27 protein-coding genes are annotated in these 24,801 nt (G+C 69.0%); 18 read left to right on the forward strand and 9 right to left on the reverse strand.

Translation table 11 applies throughout. The features are described 5' to 3' along the window. Nucleotides 1–90 precede the first annotated feature (90 nt). The 7 genes from ACT53Q_RS14930 (at nt 91) to ACT53Q_RS14960 (ending at nt 4,389) form a co-directional block, all read left to right on the forward strand. Nucleotides 91–627, forward strand: a complete 537-nt coding sequence (locus tag ACT53Q_RS14930) for a hypothetical protein (RefSeq protein ID WP_476187441.1) — start codon at nt 91–93, stop codon at nt 625–627. 96 nt (nt 628–723) lie between these two features. Further along, complete coding sequence (locus tag ACT53Q_RS14935) at nt 724–1,497, forward strand: TSCPD domain-containing protein (RefSeq protein WP_476187442.1); 774 nt, start codon at nt 724–726, stop codon at nt 1,495–1,497. 9 nt (nt 1,498–1,506) lie between these two features. Further along, nucleotides 1,507–1,881: a hypothetical protein gene (locus ACT53Q_RS14940; RefSeq protein ID WP_476187443.1), complete on the forward strand. Its 375-nt coding sequence runs from the start codon at nt 1,507–1,509 to the stop codon at nt 1,879–1,881. After that, nucleotides 1,878–2,171 (forward strand): hypothetical protein, encoded by a 294-nt coding sequence (locus ACT53Q_RS14945; protein ID WP_476187444.1) that lies wholly within the window; start codon nt 1,878–1,880, stop codon nt 2,169–2,171. The genes ACT53Q_RS14940 and ACT53Q_RS14945 overlap by 4 nt, the downstream gene beginning before the upstream one ends. Before the next feature lie 572 nt (nt 2,172–2,743). Further along, nucleotides 2,744–3,241 (forward strand): REP-associated tyrosine transposase, encoded by a 498-nt coding sequence (locus ACT53Q_RS14950; protein ID WP_476187445.1) that lies wholly within the window; start codon nt 2,744–2,746, stop codon nt 3,239–3,241. 27 nt (nt 3,242–3,268) lie between these two features. Then, nucleotides 3,269–3,733: a hypothetical protein gene (locus ACT53Q_RS14955; protein ID WP_476187446.1), complete on the forward strand. Its 465-nt coding sequence runs from the start codon at nt 3,269–3,271 to the stop codon at nt 3,731–3,733. A gap of 284 nt (nt 3,734–4,017) precedes the next feature. Next, entirely contained in the window at nt 4,018–4,389 is a 372-nt protein-coding gene (locus ACT53Q_RS14960; protein WP_476187447.1) for a hypothetical protein, read from the forward strand. Nucleotides 4,390–4,402: 13 nt separating this feature from the next. Here the strand turns inward: ACT53Q_RS14960 and ACT53Q_RS14965 are convergent, their stop codons facing one another. Then, complete coding sequence (locus tag ACT53Q_RS14965; protein ID WP_476187448.1) at nt 4,403–5,104, reverse strand: phytanoyl-CoA dioxygenase family protein; 702 nt, start codon at nt 5,102–5,104, stop codon at nt 4,403–4,405. A 115-nt stretch (nt 5,105–5,219) separates the two neighbouring features. Between ACT53Q_RS14965 and ACT53Q_RS14970 the strand changes: the two genes are divergently transcribed. Then, complete coding sequence (locus tag ACT53Q_RS14970) at nt 5,220–5,657, forward strand: hypothetical protein (protein WP_476187449.1); 438 nt, start codon at nt 5,220–5,222, stop codon at nt 5,655–5,657. Between the two features lie 124 nt (nt 5,658–5,781). Continuing rightward, on the forward strand, nt 5,782–7,977 hold the full coding sequence (bglX, locus tag ACT53Q_RS14975) for a beta-glucosidase BglX (protein WP_476187450.1): 2,196 nt from the start codon (nt 5,782–5,784) through the stop codon (nt 7,975–7,977). 365 nt (nt 7,978–8,342) lie between these two features. On the opposite strand, the gene ACT53Q_RS14980 is transcribed toward bglX, so the two are convergent. Together ACT53Q_RS14980 and ACT53Q_RS14985 are read right to left on the reverse strand one after the other, a co-directional pair. Next, nucleotides 8,343–8,894, reverse strand: a complete 552-nt coding sequence (locus ACT53Q_RS14980; protein WP_476187451.1) for an adenine phosphoribosyltransferase — start codon at nt 8,892–8,894, stop codon at nt 8,343–8,345. 83 nt (nt 8,895–8,977) lie between these two features. After that, a complete protein-coding gene (locus tag ACT53Q_RS14985) occupies nt 8,978–9,703 on the reverse strand; it encodes a hypothetical protein (protein ID WP_476187452.1) in 726 nt (241 codons plus the stop codon). 152 nt (nt 9,704–9,855) lie between these two features. Here ACT53Q_RS14985 and ACT53Q_RS14990 point away from each other — a divergent pair, with 152 nt between their 5' ends. The 5 genes from ACT53Q_RS14990 to ACT53Q_RS15010 all read left to right on the forward strand — a co-directional run bounded on the left by ACT53Q_RS14990 (nt 9,856) and on the right by ACT53Q_RS15010 (nt 15,925). After that, a complete protein-coding gene (locus tag ACT53Q_RS14990) occupies nt 9,856–11,532 on the forward strand; it encodes a GH-E family nuclease (RefSeq protein WP_476187453.1) in 1,677 nt (558 codons plus the stop codon). A gap of 97 nt (nt 11,533–11,629) precedes the next feature. Continuing rightward, a complete protein-coding gene (locus tag ACT53Q_RS14995; protein WP_476187454.1) occupies nt 11,630–13,180 on the forward strand; it encodes a hypothetical protein in 1,551 nt (516 codons plus the stop codon). Between the two features lie 49 nt (nt 13,181–13,229). Then, the gene (locus ACT53Q_RS15000) at nt 13,230–14,879 is read left to right on the forward strand and encodes a GH-E family nuclease (RefSeq protein ID WP_476187455.1); all 1,650 of its coding nucleotides are present in this window, start codon (nt 13,230–13,232) and stop codon (nt 14,877–14,879) included. Nucleotides 14,880–14,901: 22 nt separating this feature from the next. After that, complete coding sequence (locus ACT53Q_RS15005) at nt 14,902–15,222, forward strand: thioredoxin family protein (RefSeq protein WP_476187456.1); 321 nt, start codon at nt 14,902–14,904, stop codon at nt 15,220–15,222. A gap of 301 nt (nt 15,223–15,523) precedes the next feature. Next, complete coding sequence (locus ACT53Q_RS15010; protein WP_476187457.1) at nt 15,524–15,925, forward strand: EF-hand domain-containing protein; 402 nt, start codon at nt 15,524–15,526, stop codon at nt 15,923–15,925. 341 nt (nt 15,926–16,266) lie between these two features. Here ACT53Q_RS15010 and ACT53Q_RS15015 read toward each other — a convergent pair whose 3' ends face one another. The 5 genes from ACT53Q_RS15015 to ACT53Q_RS15035 form a co-directional block, all read right to left on the reverse strand. After that, nucleotides 16,267–16,698 carry a hypothetical protein gene (locus tag ACT53Q_RS15015; protein ID WP_476187458.1) on the reverse strand — a complete coding sequence of 144 codons (432 nt, stop codon included), beginning with the start codon at nt 16,696–16,698 and terminating at the stop codon, nt 16,267–16,269. A 129-nt stretch (nt 16,699–16,827) separates the two neighbouring features. Then, nucleotides 16,828–17,283, reverse strand: a complete 456-nt coding sequence (locus tag ACT53Q_RS15020; protein ID WP_476187459.1) for a tRNA (cytidine(34)-2'-O)-methyltransferase — start codon at nt 17,281–17,283, stop codon at nt 16,828–16,830. Nucleotides 17,284–17,330: 47 nt separating this feature from the next. Then, a complete protein-coding gene (locus tag ACT53Q_RS15025; protein WP_476187460.1) occupies nt 17,331–18,095 on the reverse strand; it encodes a hypothetical protein in 765 nt (254 codons plus the stop codon). Nucleotides 18,096–18,179: 84 nt separating this feature from the next. Next, entirely contained in the window at nt 18,180–18,428 is a 249-nt protein-coding gene (locus ACT53Q_RS15030; RefSeq protein ID WP_476187461.1) for a hypothetical protein, read from the reverse strand. Nucleotides 18,429–18,533: 105 nt separating this feature from the next. Next, entirely contained in the window at nt 18,534–19,244 is a 711-nt protein-coding gene (locus tag ACT53Q_RS15035; RefSeq protein ID WP_476187462.1) for an SDR family oxidoreductase, read from the reverse strand. 174 nt (nt 19,245–19,418) lie between these two features. On the opposite strand from ACT53Q_RS15035, the gene ACT53Q_RS15040 reads away from it, so the two are divergent. The 4 genes from ACT53Q_RS15040 to ACT53Q_RS15055 all read left to right on the forward strand — a co-directional run bounded on the left by ACT53Q_RS15040 (nt 19,419) and on the right by ACT53Q_RS15055 (nt 24,198). Further along, complete coding sequence (locus ACT53Q_RS15040; protein WP_476187463.1) at nt 19,419–22,295, forward strand: M16 family metallopeptidase; 2,877 nt, start codon at nt 19,419–19,421, stop codon at nt 22,293–22,295. 71 nt (nt 22,296–22,366) lie between these two features. Next, nucleotides 22,367–22,960, forward strand: coding sequence for a hypothetical protein (locus ACT53Q_RS15045; protein ID WP_476187464.1), 594 nt, complete (start codon nt 22,367–22,369; stop codon nt 22,958–22,960). Nucleotides 22,961–23,056: 96 nt separating this feature from the next. Beyond that, a complete protein-coding gene (locus tag ACT53Q_RS15050; RefSeq protein ID WP_476187552.1) occupies nt 23,057–23,305 on the forward strand; it encodes a DUF4156 domain-containing protein in 249 nt (82 codons plus the stop codon). Next, complete coding sequence (locus tag ACT53Q_RS15055; protein WP_476187465.1) at nt 23,302–24,198, forward strand: zinc-ribbon domain containing protein; 897 nt, start codon at nt 23,302–23,304, stop codon at nt 24,196–24,198. The genes ACT53Q_RS15050 and ACT53Q_RS15055 overlap by 4 nt, the downstream gene beginning before the upstream one ends. Nucleotides 24,199–24,204: 6 nt before the next feature. Here ACT53Q_RS15055 and ACT53Q_RS15060 read toward each other — a convergent pair whose 3' ends face one another. After that, nucleotides 24,205–24,603, reverse strand: coding sequence for a hypothetical protein (locus ACT53Q_RS15060; protein ID WP_476187466.1), 399 nt, complete (start codon nt 24,601–24,603; stop codon nt 24,205–24,207). Nucleotides 24,604–24,801: the final 198 nt, after the last annotated feature.

A 24,801-nucleotide genomic window follows, 5' to 3' on the forward strand; every position in this document is an offset into this window, starting at 1 on the left:
ACCCGCCCGCACGCCCGCGCCACCCCGCACGGATCGCGCTACATTGCATCCACGGGCGACCCGCCCGTAGTCCCCTGACGAGGAACCACCATGAGCAATGGCAATGTGATCACGGACGCCATTTCCGACGCCGCCGAAGCGGTGGCGGACAAGGCGAAGGAAATGGGTGACGCCGTCGCGAACACGCCTGCCGGCCAGGCCGTCACCGAGGCCGTCGGCAAGGCGAAGAAGCGCGTCGCCAAGGCGCGCAAGCGCGCCGGCAAGATGGTCGACGACGCCAAGGCCAAGGCCGCCAAGGCCGTGAAGACGGTCAAGGCCAAGGTCGCCGGCGAGAAGAAGGCCGTGAAGAAGGCGGCCAAGAAGATCGCGAAGAAGGCTGCCGCCAAACAGGCCGCGGTGAAGAAGGCGGTCAAGAAAGTCGTCAAGAAAGCGGCCGCGAAGAAGGCGACCGCGAAGAAAGCGGCCGCGAAGAAGGCGCCGGCGAAGAAGGCCGCCGCCAGGAAGGCCCCGGTCCGCAAGGCCGCGGCAAAGAAGACCGTGAAGAAGGCGGCGAAGAAGGCGGCGCCGAAGAAAGCCGCGAAGAAAGCCGCCCCGAAGAAAGCCGCCCGCAAGGCGGCGAAGAAGTAAGCCAACGCGCCTCCCGCCCTCCCTCCCGCGCCGCGAGGGGGAGGGCCGGGGAGGGCTTCCACGCCACACGCACCACTGCATCCGGACACACGCACCATGGCCGTCAAGATCGACAAGAAAATCAAGGGTTACGCCGTCGTCAAGCCCGAGGACAAGGCGAAGGAGGCCGCCCCCGGCGCGTCCGTCGCGCGCGCGACCGTCGAATCCGAACTGCCCGTGGCCGACGTCATCCAGATGCACGAGCGCATCGAGCGCCCGGACGTGCTGATCGGCAGCACCTACAAGATCAAGTCGCCGCTGGTGGAGCACGCCATGTACGTGACCATCAACGACATCGTGCTCAACGCCGGCAGCGAGCACGAACAACGCCGCCCCTTCGAGATCTTCATCAATTCGAAGTCGATGGAGCACTTCCAGTGGATCGTCGCGCTCACCCGGATCATGTCCGCGGTGTTCCGCAAGGGCGGCGACGTCACCTTCCTGGTCGAGGAAATGAAGGCCGTGTTCGACCCCAAGGGCGGCTACTTCAAGGCCGGCGGCGTGTACATGCCGTCGCTGGTCGCCGAACTGGGCATGATCGTCGAGGACCACCTCAAGACCATCGGCCTGATGCACGACCCCGAGATGAGCGACCACCAGCGGGCCCTGATCGCCGAGAAGCGCCGCGCCTACGAAGAGAACCGCTCAAAAAAAAAGCCTGACGTGACCGACGCCGCCCCGGCCGTCCACCACGAAGAAATCGAAGTCACCGGCGAAGGCGTGTCGTTCCCGCCTTCGGCCACGATGTGCCACAAGTGCAGCACGAAGGCCATCGTGATCATGGATGGGTGCGCGACTTGTTTGAATTGTGGATATTCGAAGTGTGGGTGAGGGCGAGTGATGCAAGCATTTACCGAACTTTTAGCTAGACAGTCGGCATCCGGAAATAGATCCACGGTCCTGCAGCCGCTTTCATGGTTGATTGGTATTCTTTTAACAGCTTTGCTTGCATCAACATGGGCGAAAGCGCCTAACTGGGTAGTGTTGCTCATTGCCGCATTGGTTGCAATTGCAGTATTAATTTTTTTCGTCGCTTATATATATTTTGGCATTAAAAATCCTGATGCTTTGCGTTCTGAAAGATTTACTCTTTCAAAAATGGCTATTGAGAAGAATTTGATTGGCGACAATGCTGTAGGTCTGATTGAAGTGGCTGAAAATCAGGGGTCGACTGTTTTTTCTTCGCTACCAGATCAGATTGGTAAAGAAAAATGAAAAATATTGCTATTGCTTTGGATTCTGGTTCGCCTCCTCAGCGCAATTTAATCACGAATTTTTTTGCCGCAAAAGGATGGGGGTATTGGCATTGGATCGATGATTTTTGGATTGTGCAGGTGCCAGAAAATTACAGCGCCAAGACGCTTTGGGAAGAGTTGGAGGCTTTGCTTGGTTTTGGAAAGCCAACTATTCTTTTTTTTGAAATTAGTGGCCCTATTAGTTATTGGGGCAGGGCTAAAAAAGAGGCTTGGGATTGGCTAAGTAGAATTGGTGGCCAATCATCATGACAAAGCACGTAGCGAGTAGGGTGGACTCATACGATGCATCGTAGCGCGTAGGGTGGGCCCCTGGCCCACCGCCTCGGCAATGAAACATCCGAATGCGCTTGGTTCCACATGTGCCGCTTCGCTGTTTGCCACCGGCACGCGCGCGTCGTGATGGTGGGCCAAGGGCCCACCCTACGGTCGCGTTGCGTGATTCGACGATGCCAGAGGGCATGGTGTGGTTCCCTGGCCCACCGCCTCGGCAATGAAACATCCGAATGCGCTTGGTCCCACATGTGCCGCTTCGCTGTTTGCCACCGGCACGTGCGCGTCGTAATGGTGGGCCAAGGGCCCACCCTACGGTCGCATGCGTGATTCGACGATGCCAGAGGGCATGGTGTGGGCCCCTGCCCACCGCCTTGGTAATGAAACATCCGGATGCGCTTGGTCCCACATGCGCCGCTTCGCCGTTTGCCACCGACCCGGGCGTCTCTTGATGGTGGGCCTGGGGCCCACCCTACGGTCACGGGGTTTTCCTACGTGGGGACGGGGCGGATCCGGATGTGTGGCGGAATGTCCGCGGTCGACGATGCGGCATGCCGAACTATCGCCGCTTGTTCGTCCCGGGCGGGACCTATGTTTTCACGCTGGCCATCGCCGACCGGAACCGGGCGTGGCTGGTCGATCGGATCGATGCGCTGTCGATCGCGTTCCGCGTCGTGCACGCATGGCGGCCGTACGCGATGCCGGCGTGCGTGATCCTGCCTGACCACCTGCATTGCATCTGGTCGCTGCCCGAGGGAGATTCCGCATTCCCCGAGCGCTGGAACCGGATCAAGGGCGAATTCTCGCAGCGATTGAATGGTGATGAACATCGCTCGCGATCTCGCGTCTCGAAACGCGAACGCGGCATCTGGCAACGCCGCTACTGGGAACGCCTCGTCCGCAATGAACGCGACTTGCGGAACTGCATCGACTACATCCACCTCAATCCCGTGAAGCATGGGCTGGTCGCGCGCGTCGCCGATTGGCCGCATTCGTCGTTTCATCGCTTCGTCCGCGATGGACGCTTGCCGGCGGATTGGGCAGGATGACGCGACACGACACCAACGGGGGCGACGATGAAACACCTGGCGACTGTTCTGGTGTGCCTGATGACCCTCGGCGCGGCCATGGCCGTGCAGGCGCAGGCCCCGGCGGACGAGCGGGTGCGCACGGAGGAATACGCCCTCAATCTCGGGGGTGACGCCGGCAGTTTCACCGATTTCCAGCGGGTCGGGATCAAGGGGTTCCGCGGCCTCGAGACGCAGGTGATGGTCGATGCGGTCTACGGGAAGACATCCGATCGGTGGGATTCCATCGGTCGCATCAACCTCGAGACTGCGGAGGGCGCCGCGCAGAAGCACATGCTGTCGTTCTTCTTCTACGTGGACCGCACCACCAGGCGAGTGACGGTGAGGCACCGCATCGACGACGGCGAACTCATGGTGGTCGATCTGACCTATCCGCTGAAGGAACCGATTCCCTTCAGCGTGGCGTGGAAGTCGCCGGGCGTGCTGGCGGTGAGCAGCGGCGGCGCGATGTAGTCGACTGCGGGTTCGACGTCGCCCGCATCCGCGTGGTCGGCTCGGGCGTGGACGTCCGCTTCGCGCCGTTCGTGCTCAAGCTCGCGGACTGAGCTGCGCGGAGTCGGTGCGTCGCAGGGGTGCAGATCCGCGGTGCCGCCTGTCCGCACGGCGTCGGCGCGGCCGGACTGCGCCTCCGACCCCGTTGACCCCGTTGGCGCATCGCGCCGAACAGGACGGGTGTGCGCAGGCAGCGGCTTCGACTGCGTCCACCCGCGACGATCGATCCGACGACGAGGTGAACGATGAAGCGCAGGAACATGGGAGCCGTGCTGGCGGCCGGGCTGTCGCTGTGGGCGGCTGCGGCGCAGGCGGGCAACGACGGCAATTTCCAGGTCGTCGTCGACGACGTCAACAAGCAGGCGCTGGGCACGCTGGTGGCGACGCGCCGCTCGGCCGACAACGTGCAGAAGCTGGGCTGCACGGTCCGCGCGGACAACGCGCTGTGCTACGCGACCAACGCCGCGGGCGTCTACCGCACCTGCCTGACGACCGATCCGGGCCTGATCGCGGTGGCACGCAGTCTGAGCAGTGAGTCGTACCTGTGGTTCATCTGGAACGCCGCGGGTACGTGCACGTCGATCGTGGTCGGCCTGGGGTCGCAGTACAAACCCTGAGGCGACGCGCGGCTCAGGCGCGCGGGTCGGCGGTCGCCGTCGTGGCCGCATCGCGGCCCGACGGCTCGAACCATGCGCTCGAATCCATGCGCACGCTGCGCAGGTGCGCGGTGGCGAGGTGCGCGGCGTGGCGGGGTTCGGCGAAATAGCCGATCAGCAGGCTGCGGCGGCGCGCGCCGGTGGGGTTGAGCGTCGCCGCGTGCACCAGGTCGGCGTCAAACACGAGGATGTCGCCGGCGTGGCCGCTCTGCTGGATCACGCCGGTTTCGTCGAGCGTGTGGACCGGCGGCGCGTCGGGCGCGGGGCGATGGCTGCCGGGGATCAGCCGCGTCGCGCCGTTGTGCGGCCCGTAGTCGTCGAGGAAGGCGAGGGCGTTCACGGTGTCGCCAGGCCGGTTCGCCGAGAGGTCGCGATGCAGGCCCTGGTGGCCGCCGCCTTCCAGCGGTTCGCGGCCTTCCACCTGCGCGAGGAAGAAGCGCTCGCCGATCAGCGCGCCGGCCACGGCCAGCATCGCCGGCAGGCGGCATACGGCCTGCACCTGCGGGTCGAGATCCAGCAGCGAATGCTGCCAGCCCGGCCCGCGCGGCACCGGCCACTGCTCCGACGGCCGGACGCCCGCGTCGAAGGTCGCGCGCAGCGACGGCAGCCATTCGGCCGGAATCGCGCCACGCAGCAGGGCGTAGCCGTCGCGATGCAGTGCGTCGTGGTCGATCATGGTGGCTCCGCGCGCGGCGCGTCCCGGCGCGCCGTGGCGGACCATAGCATGCGCATCGCAGGTGAAGGCGCGCCGCGGCGTATGATCGCGCCACGCCATGCCCGACGGGGGACGCATGCAACAGGATTTCTCGCAGGTCACGTTCAATCGCGACCATCGGCGGCAGAGTGCGGCGCGCGAGGCCGCGGTCGGCCTGCGCTACGTCATCGCGGCGATCGCGCTCAACGCCCTCGCGCTGCTGGCAGTGCTGGCGATGTTGCTGGCGCAGATGCAGGACAGCGGCCTGGTCTCGCTTGCGCTGTTCGTCCTGATGTTCGTCGCCTTCGCCTGTGGCGCCTACGGCATCTATTCGATGATGGACGGGCTGGGATGGTCGGGCGCCGTCAGCGGCGTGCTGATCCTCTCCACGCTGATCCCCTACGCGAAGCTGCTCGTGCTCGTGGTGGTGGGCGTGCTCGCACTCAACCTGATCCGCGGCGCGGGCTTCCGTTTCCGCCTGTTCGGCCCGCTGCAGCCGATGCAGGCCGCGCCGCCCCCGCTGCCGCCGGCCTGATCCCGCCGCGCTGCGGCGCCGTGGTCGGAAAGGCACGGTCGCGTTGCCCGTCGGTCTCGTGTTGACACCCGTGTAAACGGTTACATACCATGGCCGCCGACCTCTCGAAAGGCACCATCCCCGGATGGCCAAGTTCGTCGACATCCAGGCGCTCATCGACGGCATGACCGTGGAGGAGAAGATCGGCCAGCTGACGATCCTGGCCGATTCGGTGCGCCCCTACGCCTTCGAGGTCAATCCCGATTCCTTCCAGTGGGGCCCGGACGCGGTGCGCGACCTGATCCGCGCCGGCCGCGTGGGTGCGCTGTTCAACGGCGTCGGCGCGGTCGACGGTGCGGTGCTGCAGCGGATGGCGGTGGAGGAAAGCCGGATGGGCATCCCGCTGCTGTTCGGTGCGGACGTCATCCACGGCATGCGCACGGTGTTCCCGATCCCGCTGGGCGAGGCCGCGAGCTTCGAGCCCGCGCTGGCCGAGCGCACCGCGCGCGCGGCGGCGATCGAGGCCACCCGCGAGGGCCTGCACTGGACCTTCGCGCCGGTGGTGGACATCGCCCGCGACCAGCGCTGGGGCCGGGTCGCCGAGACCACCGGTGAGGACACCTGGCTGGCCTGCCAATTCGCGCAGGCCCGCGTCCGCGGCTTCCAGGGCGAGGACCTGACCGCCGACGACTCGCTGCTGGCGACGCCCAAGCATTTCGCCGCCTACGGCGCGGTGGCCGCGGGCCTGGACTACAACGCGGTCGACGTCTCGCCGCAGACGCTGCACGAAGTGCACCTGCCGCCGTTCAAGGCGGCGATCGACGCCGGCGCGCTGTCGATCATGAGTTCGTTCAACGACATCAACGGCGTGCCGGCGACCGCCAACCGCGCGTTGCTGACCACGCTGCTGCGCGAGCAGTGGGGCTTCGAGGGCTTCGTCGTCTCGGACTACACCTCCGACTTCGAACTCATCGCCCACGGCTTCGCCGAGGACACGCGCCACGCCGCGAAGCTCAGCCTCGACGCCGGGCTCGACATGAGCATGCAGAGCGGCGCGTTCCTGGACCACGTCGCGGACCTCGTCGCCGACGGCTCGCTGAGCATGGCGACGCTCGACACCGCGGTGCGCCGCGTGCTGGAAGTGAAGGCGCGGATGGGCTTGTTCGACAATCCGTATCGCTCGCTCGATCCCGCGAAGGAAGCGGCGCCCGCCGACCACCTTCCCGACCACGACGCACTGGCGCGCACCGTCGCGCGGCGCTCGGTGGTGATGCTCAAGAACGACGACGTGCTGCCGCTGCGCCGCGCTGGGCAGCGGATCGCGCTGGTCGGCCCGTTCGCGAACGATCGCGAGAATCTCGCCGGCTGCTGGAACATCTTCGGCGACGGCACGCGCGAGATCGACCTCGCCACCGGCCTGCGCGCCGCGCTCGCCGATCCCGGCGCGCTGGCGGTCGTCGACGGCTGCGGCATCGAGGAAGCGATCCCCGGCGGCGTCGACGCCGCGTGCGAAGCCGCCCGCGCCAGCGACGTGGTGGTGCTCGCCGTCGGCGAACCCACGCGCTACTCCGGCGAGGCGCAGTCGCGCACGCAGATCGTGCTGCCGCGCGTGCAGCAGAAACTGGTCGAGGCGATCGTCGCCTGCGGCAAGCCGGTCGTGTTGCTGCTGCGCACCGGTCGCGCACTGGCGCTGGGCCCGGAAGTGCGCGCCGCGGACGCGATCCTGGTGACATGGTTCCTCGGCACGCAGACCGGCCATGCGGTGGCGGATCTGCTGTTCGGCGACGAAAGCCCGTCGGGCCGCCTGCCGGTGAGTTTTCCGCACGATGCCGGCCAGCAGCCGTACTTCTACAACCACACCGCCACCGGTCGTCCGTACGAACCGGGCGGCCTGGAAGCCTTCCGCACGCGCTGGCGCGAAGCCACGCACACCGCGCTGTATCCCTTCGGCCACGGCCTGACCTATACCCGCTTCGAGTACCGCGACGTGCGGCTGGATCGCTCGCTGATGTCGTGGGACGGCGCGGTCGTCGCCACCGCGACCATCGCCAACGTCGGCGACCGCGCGGCGGAGGAAGTCGTGCAGCTCTACGTGCGCGACCGCGTCGCCAGCCGCGTGCGCCCGATCCGCGAACTCAAGGGCTTCGAGAAGATCGCGCTGGCGCCGGGCGAAAGCCGCGAGGTGCGCTTCACGCTGACCCGCGCGGACCTCGGCTTCCGCGACATCGACAACCGCCCGACCGTGGAGCCGGGCCTGTTCGACGTGTGGATCGCACCGTCGGCGCAGGCCGGCGAAGCCTTGCAGTTCGAATTGCTGGCGCCGGGCGCGGCGACAGGTTGATGCGTGGCGTCGCCCGGACGCCTGCCATTCGTTGAACCATGTCGACCCGGCGCTTGCCGATTCGTCCCCACGACACGACAGCGCGGTGCCTTCGGATTCGACAGGAGACCCGGAGGGCGGCGGACACGATGTCCGCCGTTTTTCGACGAGGCAGGACGCCTCGTCGAAAAATCCCGATCACGGTTCCGATGGCAGATTTGAAGTGGCTTTGCGTGTTTTCTTTCGCCCCTTTCTTTTCGAAAAGAAAGGGGCCCGCGCGCCAGCGCGGAAAAGATTGCGGGCTTGCCCCCTGCGCTGGCAGACCCCCGCCTTCGCTTCGGGATGACCAGCCCGATCCCCGATGCCCGGCGAATCGGGACCCACCCTCAGATCCGCCACGCCGCCTCGATCGGCGCCGCATCGTTCCAGCGCGCGCGGCCGCCCAGGGCCGCGAGTTCGATCAGCACCGTCGCGCCGACGATCTGCGCGCCCGCCTGCATCGCCAGCGCGTGCGCCGCGGCGAGCGTGCCGCCGGTGGCCAGCACGTCGTCCGCCAGCAGCACGCGCGCACCGGGACGCAGCGCGTCGGCGTGCAGCTCCAGCGCGTCCTCGCCGTATTCCAGCGCGTAGGCCTGGCGCAGCGTGCGGCCGGGCAGCTTGCCCGGCTTGCGCGTCGGCACGAACCCGGCGCCCAGCGCGCGTGCCAGCGGTGCGCCGAGGATGAAGCCACGCGCCTCGATCGCGAGCACGGCCTCGATGCCGGCGTCGCGCCACGGCGCGGCCATTGCGTCGATCGCCGCGGCGAAGTCGCCGGCGTCGCCCAGCATCGGCGTGATGTCCTTGAACACGATGCCCGGCTTCGGGAAATCGGGCACGTCGCGCACGCGGCGGGCCCAGTCGGGGCGGACGTCGCGAGAAGGGCGGGAATCGGGGGACATCGCGGGTTCCGGTCGGCGAAAGGCCGCATCATGCCCGAGCCGGGCCCGGGCGTGTGCGGCCTCCGCGCGATGCCGGAGCGCGCTCAGCGCAGGCGCAGCCGGCCCTGGTTGCCCATCGACGGCTGCCACGCCAGCAGCCAGATCTCGGTCACCGGGTCGTCTGCGGGCGTGCGGTCGGGCCAGTTGCCGATGAAGCTGCTCTTCACGCCCGGCGTGGTGTCGAAGTCGAGCGTGTAGGGCTGCGCCTTGCCGGAGCGGGTGTGGACCACCAGTTGCACGGTGAAGGCATCGCTCGGCCAGAACCACGTCGGCGCGGCTTCGATCGGGCAGCCGCACATCATCGTCACCATCGCGTGGCAGGCGATGCGGCCGTTCGCGATCGTCAGCGTGCCCTGGCTCAGGCACAGGCCCGGGATCTCGACCACGAGGCCCTGCGGATCCTTGTCGGTGCCGATGTCGATACCCGGCAGCAGCAGGACGTCGGCCTGCGCCTCGCGCGCCTGGTCGGGATGGCTGAGCGGGCCGCGCACGGTCACGCGCACCACGGTCGGGCGGTCGATGTCGACGGCCAGCGTCGCGCCGACGGTCTGGGCGTCGGTGGCGTAGGGCTTCGCGCGGCTGACCGGCGCCATGATGTCGGCCGGGCCGGCGTCGCGGCCGGCGGTGTCGATCTCCGCTTCGGCCAGCACGCGGCCGTTCGACAGGTCGCTGATCGCCACCCAGGCGCTGATGCCGCGGGCATCGGCGGCGTCGGGACCGAGGAACTTGCCGCCGCGGGCGGCGGGACGGACGAGGACGGATGTACGCATGGACGCTCCTTGTGGCCGGGTCCGGGCGGCGCGGGTCGCGGCCCCCGGGCCCGCAGGATAACCGTGCGCCACCCCGCACGCCGCGTGCGGGTGTAAGTTGTGGCGCCGGGCCGAGCGCCCGGACACCATCCGGACACCATGGAGACAGGCACATGACCGGCGAATTCGTTGCGCAACTCTCGAACGGCAACAAGGTGGTGCTGGCGAACTGGGAGCACTACGAACCCACCGAGCACGGCCAGAAACTGCGCGAGAAGGACTGGAAAGAATCCAATTCCCGCCAGCAGCTCGGGTTCTACGACGCGACCACCGAATACATGCGCAACGCGTGGGCGTTCCGCAACATGGACACCGTCTACGCCAACGTCGGCGGCAAGGGCGTGGTGCTGTTCCACAGCCCAGAGACCGGGCAGTGGCACACCACCGATGCGCTCGACATCGACCACAAGACGCCGTGGAAGGCGCATCTGTCGAACCTCAAGGTCGACAACATGGCCGATGCGCACATGGGCTACAACGACATCTCCAACCTGCGCATGCTGCCGTCGGTGTTCAACCGTGGCCGCGACAGCGCGGAAAACCTGCTGCAGAAGCACGGCCACGATTCGCCGCAGTGGCAGCAGTGGGTCGAGAAGCGCCTGATGTTCGACGACACGATGCAGATCCGCGACTTCGATCCCGAGCGCGACGGCGCGAGGCGGACCAAGACCACGCTCAACCAGGTGTGGGACGAGGACAACAAGCGGTCGGAGCTGAAGTTCGACAAGCAGGTCGTCGGGGAATGGTTCGAGAACGAACTTCGCCGGCTGCATGCCGGCAATGTGCAGATCACCAGTCCCGACGGGAACAAGACGTGGAACGTCCCGCTGTTCCGCTGCACCGCGACCGGCCAGCTGGTGACGCGCGACGCCTTCGACATCGACCACGTGGTGCCGTACGAGCAGCTCAACAAGCAGATGCTGGAGATGAACGGCGGATCGATCAGCAAGGCCGATGCGCTGGACGCCTACAACAACACCAGCAACCTGCGGCTGGTCGGGCGCAGCGCCAACAGCTCGCACGAGTGGGAGATCGGATTGACCGGGCAGTACCGCGACAAGGTCGAGCCGAAGGAGAAGGGCGAATTCGACGATTTCCTGAAGGGCGGAAAGAAGCTCGACCCGCAGGTGGGCGAGCTGCTGAAGGACAACCTGATGAAGGCGCGGATCGTGCAGGAATACACGACCGAGCAGTACTGGAGGCAGAGCCACGTGCAGGGATTGCAGCCGCCGCAGCAGCATGTGCCGTTCCAGAACCCGGTTCCGGTCGGTCCGCTGCTCAGCGATCCGAGGCATCCCGACCAGCCGATGTACGCGAAGATCCTCGGCGACGTCGTCAAGCACGATCCGGGCAACAAGCTCAGCGGCGAACAGCGGCAGACGCTCGCTTCGTCGATGGTGGTGATGGCCAAGCACATGGAGCTGGACGGCGTCGACCGCGTGTATTTCAAGTCCATCCAGGACAAGCCGTCGATCGTCATGGAGCGCGGGTCGCGCGTCGAATGGCTGTCGGTGGACGAGGCCTTGAAGAACAACAGCCTGAGCCGCAACACAGGCATGGTCGAACTGCATGCGCATCACCAGAAGGTGATCGAGGAACGGATGGCGCAGATGCAGCAGACCGGCCCGCAGACGGTGAACGTGCAGATGCTGCCGCAGCAGCAGGGCATGCACCCGCTGTCGGGCCTGCCGTCGCAGCAGAACGCCCCGCAGAACCTGCAGTCTCAGGGCACGCCGTCGCAGGGCACGCAGCCGCAGACCGGCAACACGCACAACAAGCTGCATTTCTGAGCCGGGCGGATCGGCCATCGACCGCCGGCGCCGCCGGCGGTACGATGCCGGCGGCGGGCGAGGGGGCGTCCGCATCCGATGCCTTCCGGAGCGCACGATGTTCCCCCATGTCCTTCCCCGCTTCCTGCCGGCCGCCGGCCTGCTGTTCGTCTGTCTGGTCGCGCCCGCGGCCGAGGCGCGCACCTGGACCGTCGGTCCCAGTGGCCGCAACTACACCCAGCTGTCGACGCTGTTCGACGCCAACGACATCGCGCCCGGCGACATCGTCGAGGTCGACGGCAACGCCACCTACAACAGCGCCAAGATGGGCGAGGACGACGGCGGCGCGCCCGGCAATCCGGTGATCGTGCGCTGGAAGCGCGTCGCCGGTGCCACCCGGCCGGTGCTGGCCGGCGGCATCCACACCTTCAAGTTCGAGCGCGCGGACCACGTGGTATTCGAGGGCTTCGAGGTGCGCGGCGGCAGCAGCACCTGCGTCTTCAGCGAGGCCGACGACATCGTCGTGCGCGACGCGGTGATCCACGCCTGCCCCGGCCAGGGCATCCTCGGCGCCGACCAGAATTCCGGCTCGTTCACGCTGGAATACAGCGAGCTGTACGACAGCGGCGCGGGCACCACCAAGCACACGATCTACATGCAGTCGGACGAAGTCGCGCATCCGGGCGCGACCTTCACGATGCGCTTCAACTACGTGCACGACGGCAACGGCGGCAACCTGCTGAAGGTGCGGCACGAGCGCAGCTTCATCCACTCGAACTGGTTCGAGGGCGCGTTCTACCAGGAGATCGAACTCATCGGCCCCGACTGCGAGACGCAGCAGGCCGGCTGGAGCCGTGGCCTGCGCCGCGAGGACAGCGAGCTGCTGAACAACGTGATCGTGCACACCTCGTCGTGGTCGAACGCGATCCGCGCCGGCGGCGACCTCAATGGCGCCAGCGATGGCCGCGTGCGCATGGTCGGCAACACGATCCTGTTCGATCGTGCCGGCAGCGCGAATGCGGTGTACGTGCAGCTCGGGCTGGGCAGCCTGGAGATGCACGACAACGCGATCTTCCAGACCGGCGGCGCCGCGCCGGCGATCGTGCGCGAGAACCTCACTCCCGACGCGCCGTTCTGCGCGCCGTTCGTCACGACGCCGTGGAGCGGCGTGCGCAGCGTGGCCGGCAGCCGCAACTGGGTGCAGGCGACGGCGACGTCGGTGCCGCCGGAGTGGACCGGCACCGTGACCGGCAGCGATCCGGGCTTCCGCGACATCGCCGCGCGCAACCTGCGCCCGACCGCGAACAGCCCGCTGCGCAACGCCGGCGTCAACCTGCCGGCGACAGCCGCGGCGTTCCCGATGCCGTGGGCGCTGCCGCGCGTCAGCTACGATCCGCCGCTGCGCGCGAAGCTGGCGATCGGCGACCAGCGCGCGCGATTGCCGCAGGGCTACTTCACCGTCGACATCGGCGCGCTGGAAGAGGTCGACATCGACAGCCTGATCGGCCCGTTCCTGCTGCCGGGGGCCACGCCGCGATCCCCGCGGCCGGTGACGCCGCTCGCACCGGTCACCGCGCCCGCGGCGTCGCCCGCGTCGCGGCCGCGCGCCGCGCCGAATCGCGTGGACACGTGCATCCGCGGAGTGCGGGGCTGTAAAGTGCGGCGCTGACGCCGGCGGGCATCGCACCCGGCGCAGACGGACACACAGGGAGAACGCCATGTATTACCCGGAAGACGAGCCGGAATCGCTGTACGACATGAAGGAATTGTCGGACGGCACCAAGCTGAAGATCGCGTCGTCGCACGACCTGCCCGCACCGACCCACGGCGAAGCGTTCGGCAAACCGTGGAATCGGGAAAGCTCCCGACAGACCCTGAGCTTCTACGATTCCACCGTCGAATACATGCGCAACGTCTGGACGCAGGAGCCGGAAAATGCGCGCAGCCAGGAGGTCACGCTGGGGAACAAGACGGTCCTGCTGTTCTTCGACGAGCACACGCGCACCTGGAATTCGCCGGAGGCCCTGGATGTCGACCACATCACGCCGTGGCGGACGCATCTGGAAAAGCTGGAGGTGTGGAGCCGCGAAGACGCCATGCTCGCCTACAACGACCTCGACAACCTGAGGACCGTGCCCGCGACCTACAACCGCGCACGCAGCAGCGCCGACGCGATCCTGGAAGAGCATGGCGCCGACTCGAAGGAGTGGAAGGACTGGGTCGACAAGAAGATGCGCTTCGATGTCGGCAAGGACTATCCGGCCTACGACCCCGACGTGGACGGCGCGAAGCGGACATCCAAGACCACCGACGTGGAATGGACCTCGGGCGTGACCCGCAAGGGGCTGCAGTTCGACGAGTCGATCAAGACGAAGTGGCTGGACCACGCGCTGAAGGAAGCGTACGTCGGCGAAGTGAAGGTGCCGGATCCCGACCACCAGGACGATCGGTCGATGGACCACACCGTGCAGCTGTTCCGCTGCGCCGCCACCGGCCAGCTGGTCACCCAGGGCGGGCTCGACATCGACCACGAGATCCCGTTCACGGTCGCGCTGAAGAAGATGCTCGACATGCAGGAGGAACAGCGCCAGCAGGCGCAGGTCAACGGCGACGACCCGCCGCCGCCGATCACCAAGGCCGACGTGCTCGACCTGTACAACAATCCCGAGAACCTGCGCCTGATGTCGCGCAGCGCGAACAGCGCGCACGAGTGGGAGATCGGCATCGACGGCCATTACTACGATCCGGAGCTGGACGGGGCGGAATACGCCAAGGCGGAGCCGACCGTCACCGTGCTCGACGACCACGAGCCCCTGGTCTACGACGACGAGGTCGTCATGGGCAGCCATGCGCCCGTGCAGGACGACGATCTCGGCGGGCTGCACAAGCGCGATCGTGGCAGCGAACACACGCCGAACTTCGCGCTGGACGACGATGACGAGAACGGTCCGTCGCCGACCAAGCGGACGAAGGAGGTCCTGAGCCCGCGCGAGACGGCCATGCGCGACCTGCATACCGACGATGCGCTGTTGTTCGGCAAGGCGAAGGCCGAGGTGGAAAAGCTGGATCCGGTCGCGACCGGGCCGCTGTCGTCGGCGCAGCAGGAGAATCTGGCGATGGCGCTGGTGTACGGTGCCCGCGGCCAGGGCATCGGCATCGACCACGTGGTGTTCAATCCCCAGAGCCGCCAACTGTTCGGGGTACAGGGGCCGCTCGACAACGACACCGGCAAGACCTTCTTCCCGCTGGACGGTTTCAAGGACCTGCCGCTGGACGTGACCGCGGGCCATGTGGCGGAGCAGCGCCGGCAGGCCGCGCTGGCGACGCCGTCCGTGCAGCCCCAGCAGACTCCGACCCACACCCTGTAGCCGTCCACCGCGGAGCGCCGCCATGCCCTACACCGCAGACCACGCCACGCAGGAACCGGCGCGCGCCGAGGTCGATGCGCTGCCGGGGCTCACCGTGCTCGAATTCGGCACCGCGTGGTGCCCGCACTGCATCGCCGCGCAGCCACTGCTGCGCGCGGCGCTGGCCGCGCGCGACGACGTGCGCCACCTGAAGATCGAGGACGGCCCGGGCCGTCCGCTCGGCCGCAGCTATCGCATCAAGCTGTGGCCGAGCGTGCTGCTGCTGCGCGATGGCGTGGAGATTGCGCGCACGGTGCGACCGACGACCGCCGAAGAACTCGCGCAACTGCTCGCGCAGGCATGACGCCGCGCACGTCGTGCGCATGCGGCGCCTGCGCCACGCGCGATGCGCGTTCGTGAAGGTTGTGTTCGATTCAGTCCGATGAATGCGTGCGGCATTCAGCTTGTGCGGCGCGAAGCCGCATGGCTGCGTGCGCACCGCGAAGCCGCTATCCGATTCCGCACGCGCTGTGGTTAACACCGCGTTGCGTGCGATGCGCGCATGGCGGAAACGGTTCATCGCGGGATGCGCAGTCTCGGCTTCGACCGGCGCCCTCCCACACCCCGCCGGTCGATTGGCTTCCCTTTCCCCCGGAGACTCCCCGATGAAGCAGCGAAACGATATCCGCGCCCACCTCATGATCGCGCTGGCCGCGGCGTTCGCGACGCCCGCATTCGCGCAGAGCGCCGATGCCGCGGCGACGCAGGACCAGGCCGCCCAGACCCAGCCCACGCAGGACCCGACTGCCCAGGGCCAGCCGACGCAGTCCACCGCGCCCCAGGATCAGGCCACGGCGCAGACCGGCGCGAAGGGCACCAAGTGGTCCGATCTCGATGCGGACAAGGACGGCAGCCTGAGCAAGACCGAAGCCGCGGCGATGCCGTCGCTGGGCGCGGTCTTCGACAAGGCCGATGCCAACGCCGACGGTGCGCTCAGCGGCGAGGAATACAAGGCCTACGTCGCCATGAACGGCCGCGGTTCGTCCGCGAAGCCGGGCAAGCACTGACCGGTCGCGTCGCCGCGATCTTCCTCCCCCGGACGCGCCGTGTGCGCGTCCAGCCTCCCGGCCACGGTCGTGCTCTGCGCGCCCGTGGCCGGGTTCCCGCGATGCATTCCCCTCGATGAAGCGCGCCGCAGAAGCGCGCGCCCCCCACGCCTCGGCGGACGAAGCGCGTACCGCCTCCGCGAAACGGATTTCGCGTTCGCACGTCCCGCCGCTGCGGGACACGCATCGCGGCGGCGCCAGGGATGGCGACCCCGCGGCTGCGAAACATGGCGATGTCGCTGCGGGGTAGCGTGGTGTCGAAGCGCGAAGCCGCGATGCCCGGCGCGCCCGTGCCGGGCGGCTCAGGTCCCCGATGACGTCGTGCCGCCGCCGAAGATGTCCTGGCGGCGCAGATCGGTCACGCTCACGCCCAGCGTCTGTTCGTACACGGTGCGCTCGTCGCCGGTGCGCAGCGCGGTGCCGACCACGCGCAACCGCTGCGCGAATTCGCGGGTGAACGGCCGGCCGGCATCGCCCATCCAGGTGTCCTTCGACGGCGGCTCGCCCGCGGGCACGTGCACGTGCAGGTAGCAGCTGCGGCCGGCGACCGGCTGGGTCTGCCAGCGGTGTTCGACGGTGTCCTGGTGGCGTCGCAGCAGCTTGTCGACCGGCGAAGGCGCACGCTCCACGTGCACGTCGATACGGGCCTGCGTCTGCGAGACCTCGATGTCGCGCACCTGCCATCCGGCAGGCAGTTTCAGCAGCGTCGCGAACAGATCCTTTGCCAGCAGCATGCGACCCCCTTCGCGATGCAGCGCTCGCGTCGAGCCTACGCGTACGCCGGGGGCGGCTTCAATCGTGCCGTGACCACCTGCGCGATGCGTGGGCCGAACTGTGATGGCCGCCGCGGCCGCCGGCGAGGATCAGGCGAAGTCCTGCTGCCGCCAGGCCTCGAACACCACCACCGCGACCGCGTTCGAGAGATTGAGGCTGCGGTTGTTCGGCCGCATCGGCAGGCGCAGGCGCTGCGTCTCCGGAATCGCGTCCAGCACCTCGTCCGGCAGGCCGCGGGTCTCCGGGCCGAACAGGAAGGCGTCGTCCGGCGCGAACGCCACCGTGTCGTAGCGCACCTTGCTGCGCGTGCTCAGCGCGAACAACCGCGGCGGCCGCAGCGCATCGAGCGCGGCGTCGAGGCTGTCGTGGACGCGCAGCGTGGCGTACTCGTGGTAGTCCAGCCCGGCGCGGCGCAGCTGTGCATCCTCCAGCGTGAAGCCGAGCGGGCGGATGAGGTGCAGCCGCGCGCCGGTGTTGGCGCACAGACGGATGACGTTGCCGGTGTTCGGCGGGATCTCGGGCTGGTAGAGCAGGACGTCGAACATCCGCGCATTGTGCCGGGGCGGCGCGCGGCGGTCACGGCGGCGCGCGCTCAGCGCCCAGGCGTGCAGGTGCCGAGCGGCAGCGTCGCCAGCCGCCGCCATTGCGCTTCGTCGTCGACGGGGCGTGGCCCGCCGTCGAACTCGATGCGGGCCTCGATCTGCCGGCCCTTCGCGTCGCGGATGTTGGTCGGCCCGGTGAAGCGGCGCAGGCTGCGGTCGCGCACGTCGTAGTCCACCGCGATGGCGGGCGCGACCAGGCCCAGCACGCCACCGGGCTTGAGCTCGAACCGGCGCAGCGTCGGCGTGCGGTCGCCCGTGCTGTGGACCTTGAAGGACAGGCTGCGGCCGAAGGCGGGGATCGCGAACGCCAGCGCCTGCGTGCGGCCCGGCGCGAGCGCCGCCCAGCGCTGCCGGATGAATTCGTCGAAGCCGGCGTCGGCCACCAGCGTCGCGTCGGCGGCGGCTAGCGGCCGGGCCGCGCCGTCGTCGTGCCAGACCCGCGTCTGCCCGTGCTCGCGGCGCAGGCCTTCGCGGTAGCCGCGCGCGTCGACCAGTTCGAAGTCGGGTGCGAGGGAGGATGCGCGGTAGTCGACGCGCTTGCGGGCGAACGCGGTGCCGTCGGCGCAGCGGTAGATCACCAGCCGCTCCAGCGGCCGGTCGCCGTCGCGGCGGATCAGGTGCTGCTCGCGGTAGAGCAGGCGGTTGTCGCCGGGGGCGCGGGCGTCGCCCACGATCTCGAGCAGCGTGGCGTGGGCGGGCGCCGCGAGGCCGAGCAGCACCAGCAGCGAAAGGGCGGGGCGGGAAGGGAGGCGCATGTCCGGGGATACGGTCGCCCGGCGCGCGCGGATGCGCGGCGAGGGCCCGTTGACGCGATTCGTGCGCGTTGCGCAGTCCATGCCCTAGCGCGGCGGGGTGTCGCGGCCTTCGCGCTTGAGGTCCAGGGGCTCGGGCTCGCGCCGCTTGAACTGCACGCTGGATTCGCGCTCGCATCGGCTGGCGACGGGCGTGTGCGGCGAATCGGGCTGGCTGGCGCAGAGCGGGTCGGCGTCGACGGCGGCGTTGGTGTCGCGGTATTCGGCCGCGGTGGCGCAGCCGGCGAGGGCAAGGGCGAGGGCGGACGGCAGCAACGGCGACAGGCGCGATCGCATGGGGAACCTCGTGGGCGGGTCGGGTGGTCGGGCGATCACAGCAGCGGCGGCGGCCCGCGCCGCGTGTCGAAGGTCACGCCGCGGCGGCGTTCATGCGCCCGCGGCTCACCAGGGCAGGGTGCCGCCCTGCCAGTCGCGGTAGCCCCCGCTGTCGTCCGCGGCCAGACCGTCGATCACCCGCAGCAGGCCGGCCACGGATTCGGTCGCGGTGATCTGCGCGCCGCTGCCGCCCATGTCGGTCTGCACCCAGCCCGGGTGCAGCGCCACGACCACGATCCCGCGCGGCGCCAGCGCATGCGCCAGCAGCCGGGTCGCCATGTTCTGCGCGGCCTTGCCCATGGCGTAGCTGGGCGTGCCGAAGCGGGTGGTGTTCGCGATCGAGCCCAGCGTGGACGACAGGTTCGCCACCCGCGCGCCGTCGGCCAGCAGCGGCGCCAGCGCCTGGGTCAGCAGCAGCGGGCCGGTGGCATTGGTGCGGACGCTGTCGTCGAAGTTCGCCTCGGTCAGCTGGCCGAAGCGTTCGCCCGAATGCAGCACGCCGGCGTTGTTCACCAGCAGGTCGATGCGCTCGCAGACCAGCGGCAGCTCGTGGGCGAAGGCCTCGCGCGACTTCGCCGAGGCCACGTCCAGCGGGAGCACGTGCAGGTGGCCCGGATGCTCGCCGGCCAGGTGGTTGAGGGCGGTGGCCTTGCCGGGATGGCGGCAGGCGGCGACCACGCGATCGCCGCGGGCCAGCAACTGGCGGACGAATTCCAGGCCGAGGCCGCGGTTGGCGCCGGTGACGAGACAGTGCCGGGACACGGCATCTCTGGACATGGAAACCTCCTGCGGGCCGGGGCCCCGGGACTTGTGGCCTAGTGCCTGCCCCCGGGCCGGCCGCTAGCATGCAACGCCTGCCGGACGGTGTCGAACCGCGGCCTTGCCGCGTGCCCGCCGTCCTTCCGCTCAATGCGCCCCGCCGCGGGTGCCCGTCCGTTCCTGGAGTCCCGCATGTCCGACGTCCTCCGCCGTTCCCCCCTCCGCTTCGGTGCGCTCGCCGCTGCGCTCGCCCTCGCCGTCGGCGGTGGTCTGGCCTTCGCGCCCCTGCCGGCCGATGCCGCCGGCAAACCCGCGGCATCGGCCGGCGTCGACATCCCGTACCAGCAGTTCACCCTGCCCAACGGCCTGCGCGTGATCGTGCACACCGACCGCAAGGCGCCGATCGTGGCGGTGAACGTCTGGTACCACGTCGGCAGCAAGGACGAGCCCAAGGGCCGCACCGGCTTCGCGCACCTGTTCGAGCACCTGATGTTCAACGGCTCGGAGAACCACCCGGGCGAGTTCTTCGAGCCCTTCGAGCTGTCCGGCGCGACCGACCAGAACGGCACCACCAACGAGGACCGCACCAACTACTTCGAGAACGTGCCGACCACCGCGCTGGACATGGCGCTGTGGATGGAATCCGACCGCATGGGCCACCTGCTGGGCGCGATCGACCAGAAGACCCTGGACGAGCAGCGCGGCGTGGTCCAGAACGAGAAGCGCCAGGGCGAGAACCAGCCCTACGGCCAGGTGTGGACGCTGATCGGCCAGGCGACCTACCCCGAAGGCCATCCGTACCACCACAGCACCATCGGCTCGATGGCCGACCTCAACGCGGCCTCGCTGGAGGACGTGAAGAACTGGTTCCGCACCTGGTACGGCCCGAACAACGCGGTGCTGGTGCTGGCCGGCGACATCGACCTGGCGACGGCCAAGCAGAAGGTCGCGAAGTATTTCGGCGACATCCCGGCCACGCCGACCATGGCGCAGCCGAAGACCAACGTCGCCCCGATGGCGTCGGACACCCGCGCGCAGATCGCCGACAAGGTGCCGCAGGCGCGCATCTACCGCGTCTGGAACGTCGCCCAGGCCGGCACGGCCGACGCCGACCGCCTGCAGCTGCTGGCGCAGGTGCTGGGCGGCAGCCGCTCGTCGCGCCTCGACCAGCGCCTGCTGCACAAGGACAAGCTGGTCGACAACGTCAGCGCCGCGATGATGGCCTCGCAGCTCAGCTCCGGCTTCATGATCAACGCCACCGTGAAGCAGGGCGTGGACCCGGCGAAGGTGGAGGCCGCGATCGACGAGGAAGTGAAGGCGCTGCTGCGCGACGGCCCGACCCAGGCCGAACTCGACCAGGCGCGCAGCGTGCTGAAGGCCGACTTCATCCGCGGCGTGGAGCGCATCGGCGGCTTCGGCGGCAAGGCCGACGTGCTGGCCGAGTGCACCGTCTACACCGGCAATCCCGGCTGCTTCCGCGATTCGCTGCGCACCCTCGACGGCGCCACCGTCGCGCAGATCACCACGGCCGGCAAGGCGTGGCTCGGCGCCGGCCGCGGCAGCCACACGCTGGTGGTCGTGCCCGGCGAGCGCACGCCGCTGGCCGAGGCGCCGGCGGTCACGCCGACCCCGCTCGTGCTGCCGCCGGTGGACCGCAAGTTCCGCACCACCGCCAGCGGCGTCGACCGCAAGGCCGGCGTGAAGGTGCCCGACAGCTTCCCCGAACTGAAATTCCCGTCGCTGGAACGCGCCACGCTGTCCAACGGCACGAAGGTGATCCTGGCCCAGCGCCGCGGCCTGCCGGTCGTGCAGATGAGCTACCTGTTCGGCGGCGGCTTCGTCGCCGACACCGGCGCCAAGCTCGGCACGTCCGGCTTCGCGATGGGCATGCTCGACGAAGGCGCCGGCGACTACGACGCCATCGCCTTCGGCAACCGCGCCGAGGCCCTCGGCGCCAACCTCAGCGCCGGCGCCAGCCTCGACGGCGGCAGTGCCGGCCTGTCGGCGCTGAAGCAGAACCTCGATCCGTCGATCGCGCTGTTCGCCGACATGCTGCGCCGCCCGCGCTTCGAGCAGAAGGAGATCGATCGCGTGAAGGCGAGCTGGATCGCCGGCATCCAGCAGGAGAAGGCCCGCCCCAACGGCGCCGCGATGCGTGTGCTGCCGCCGCTGCTGTACGGCGCCGGCCATCCGTACGCCATTCCCTTCAGCGGCACCGGCACCGAGGCGTCCATCGCCGCGCTCGGCCGCGACGATCTGGTCGCCTACCACGCCAACTGGGTGCGCCCGGACAACGCCACGCTGGTGATCGTGGGCGACACCACGCTGAAGGAGATCGTGCCGCTGCTGGAGAAGCACTTCGGCGACTGGAAGGGCGCGGGCGAGGCCCGCACCAACCCGGCGATCCCGGCGGTCGCGCTGCCGAAGAAGCCGCGCGTGTTCCTGATCGACCAGCCCGGCGCGATCCAGGCCAACCTCTACGTCGGCCAGCTGGTGCCGTCGACGACCGACGCCGGCGCGGTGAAGTTCGACATCGCCAACTCGGTGCTGGGCGGCGAGTTCTCCTCGCGCCTGAACATGAACCTGCGCGAGGACAAGCACTGGGCCTACGGCTCGTACAGCTTCTCGTCGAACGCGCTGGGCCAGCGGCCGTGGACGGCGTTCGCGCCGGTGCAGATCGACAAGACCATCGAATCGCTGAGGGAAATGCAGCGCGAGATCGTCGACTACGCCACCGGCAAGACGCCGCCGACCGCGGAGGAAGTGGGCAAGATCCAGTCCACCGAGATCCGCAGCCTGCCGGGTTCGTACGAGACCGCGAATTCGGTGCTGGGCACGCTGGGCGGCATCGTCCGCTACGGCCGCCCGGACGACTACGTGTTCCAGCGCAAGGCCGAGATCGAAGGCCTGACCATCGACCAGGTGAAGGCCGCCGCCGCGACCATCGACCCGAACGCCCTGACCTGGGTCGTGGTCGGCGACCTCAAGCAGATCGAGAAGCCGGTGCGCGCGCTGAAGCTGGGCGAGGTCACCATCGTCGATGCCGACGGGAAGCCCGTGAAGAAGTGAGGCCCGCGGCCGCTTGCGGCCGACGACGATGAACTGCCCGGTGTTTGCGCGACCCTCAGCGGTTGCGAGCCGTGAACGATGCCCGCCATCATGGCGGGCATCGTGTTTTCAGGGGGCTTCCGATGATCCTGCGTGGAATCGCCTGCGCGCTGCTGCTGTGCGCCTCCGCGGCGGCTTTCGCGCAGCCCGTGGAAAACGGGACTGCGCCGCCGCCCACAGCCCAGGTCGTCTTCGACCACCTCGCGACGCTGGTCGGCACCTGGCGTGGGGAATTCCCCGGTGGCCGCCGCCACACCCTCACGTACCGGCTCACCGCAGGCGGCACCGTGCTGACGGAAACCTGGGCGCTGTCCGCCACGCGCGAATCGATGACCGTGTACGCAGTGGATGGCGATCGCCTGCTGGCGACGCATTACTGCCCGCAGGGCAACCAGCCGCGGCTCGCGTTCGCGGGCGTCGACGAGGACGGGCACCATCACTTCTCCTTCGCCGACGGCACCAACCTGCATCGCCCGGGGCACGACCACCTCGATCGGTTCTGGTTGTCCTTCGAAGGCCCCGACCGGTTCGTCCGCGCCGAGCATTACGTGCCCGACGTCGGCGACGATCCGGAGGCGGGCATCGCCGATGCACCGGTCGTCTACACTCGGATTTCCGCGCCCTGATCGACGAGGTCGCCGCACGTGATCCGCATTCCGCAGCTTCCAACGGCCCTCGGGCTTTGCCTGCTGGCCTTCGCATCGGGTTGCACCTGGGTGCACATGGCGCCCGGCGCCGATCGCGTGCGCGTGGTCGCCGATGCGCCGGCCGGCTGCGAGCAGCGCGGCGAGATCGAGGTGTCGGTGAAGGACAACCTGCTGTACTACAAGCGCAATCCGCTGAAGGTGCGCGACGAACTCGAAACGCTGGCCCGCAACGAAGCGCCGGGCATCGGCGCCGACACCGTGCAGCCGGTCGCGCCGCCGACCTCCGGCGAACAGCGCTTCATCGCCTGGCGCTGCAGGCAGTGAAGAGCGGCCGCCAGCGCCGCGAGGAACTGCGGCAGAAGCGGCTCGAACGCGCGAAACGGCTGGAAGAACGCCTCCGCGCCTCGCCGCACGGCGTGGCGTGGCCGGGCGCCGGCGTCGAGGACGCCGATCGCGCGCTGCTCGCCCGCCACAACAATCCGTACGGCACGCTGCCGACGTTCTACGTCGACAAGGTCTTCACCTGCCGCGACTGCGGCCAGGAACAGGTGTGGACCGCGAAGCAGCAGAAGTGGTGGTACGAAGACCGGCTGGGCCCGATCGACAGCACCGCGGTGCGCTGCCTGCCGTGCCGTCGCGCACGGCGCACGCAGCGCGCGCATCCGGGCGCCAACCTGCTGGGCGAGCGTCGCGACCGCCTGCGTGCGCTGGGCACGCGCAGGCCCGATCCCGACGCCCGCGCCGAAGTCGAGGCCGCGCTCGCCGACAAGTGGTGGGGGCTGCGCACCACCGCCATCGCCACGCTGGGCGCCTGGGGCGACGCGGATTCGGTCGACCGGCTGAAGGCGCTGCTCGCGACCCATGCCGGGCGCGACGATTGGAACAGCTGGAACCGCCAGGCGCGCACGGCGGCGTTCAAGGCGCTGGGCGCCTGCCTGCCCGATGCCGAGGCGGACTGGGCGCTGGCGGAATACCTCGGCAGCGCCGAGGCCGGCGAATTGCGCGATGGGCTCGCCCGCCAGCCGCCCGCGTTCTGGGAGCCGGTCATCGACGCCGAATGGCGGCGCGGCGAACCCCGGCGGCTGGAGCGTCTGGTCTGGGTGCTGCCGAAGGTGACGGCCGAGCCGGCGCGGCAGCTGCGCTGGCGCGAACGCTTCGAGGCGTACCCCGATGCCGGCGTGCGCCGCTGCGCAGGGTGGGCCTGGACGCCGCGTTGACGCGGCTCAGCCGCGCGCGCCGCTGTCGATCCGCACCGCGGTCTGGCCCAGATCGACGCTGCCGTGGCCGTCGGGCACCCGCACCTGCACGCCGAAGCAGGTCGATTCCAGCCGGTTCCACTCGCTGAGTTCGCCGCTGTGCGCCCATTTCCGGGCCACGCGCAGGCTGTAGCAGCCGGCGGCCTCGGTGTCGGCCGGCTCCCAGTCCAGCTCCTCGGCGGCGAGGATGTTCATCTCGAACACCGCGCCCAGCGGCGAGCAGACCCGGAAGTGGTCCCGGCCCAGCCCGTTGACCGCGGCGCCGGTGTCCGCGCGCGACACCGACACGAACAGCAGCAGGACGTAGCCGTCCTCGTGCACCGATTTGGACTCCTGGGACACCGCATCCACGATCAAACGCGCCATCGAACGTCGCTCCTGCCAGCCGGGGGAGCGGCCAGTCTGCCCTCGCGCCCGGTGCCCCGGCATGGGCCGATCGGCATGCGCCGCCGCCCGCGGGGTTCCCCGGCCGTCGGCCCCGCACCGGCCCGACGGCCGGGCGAACGCCTGAAATGCGACCGCCGGCCGGGTTTTTCGATGCGCAACCGGGGGGAAGGCGCTACG

This window comes from Lysobacter sp. DMC97, assembly GCF_056313745.1.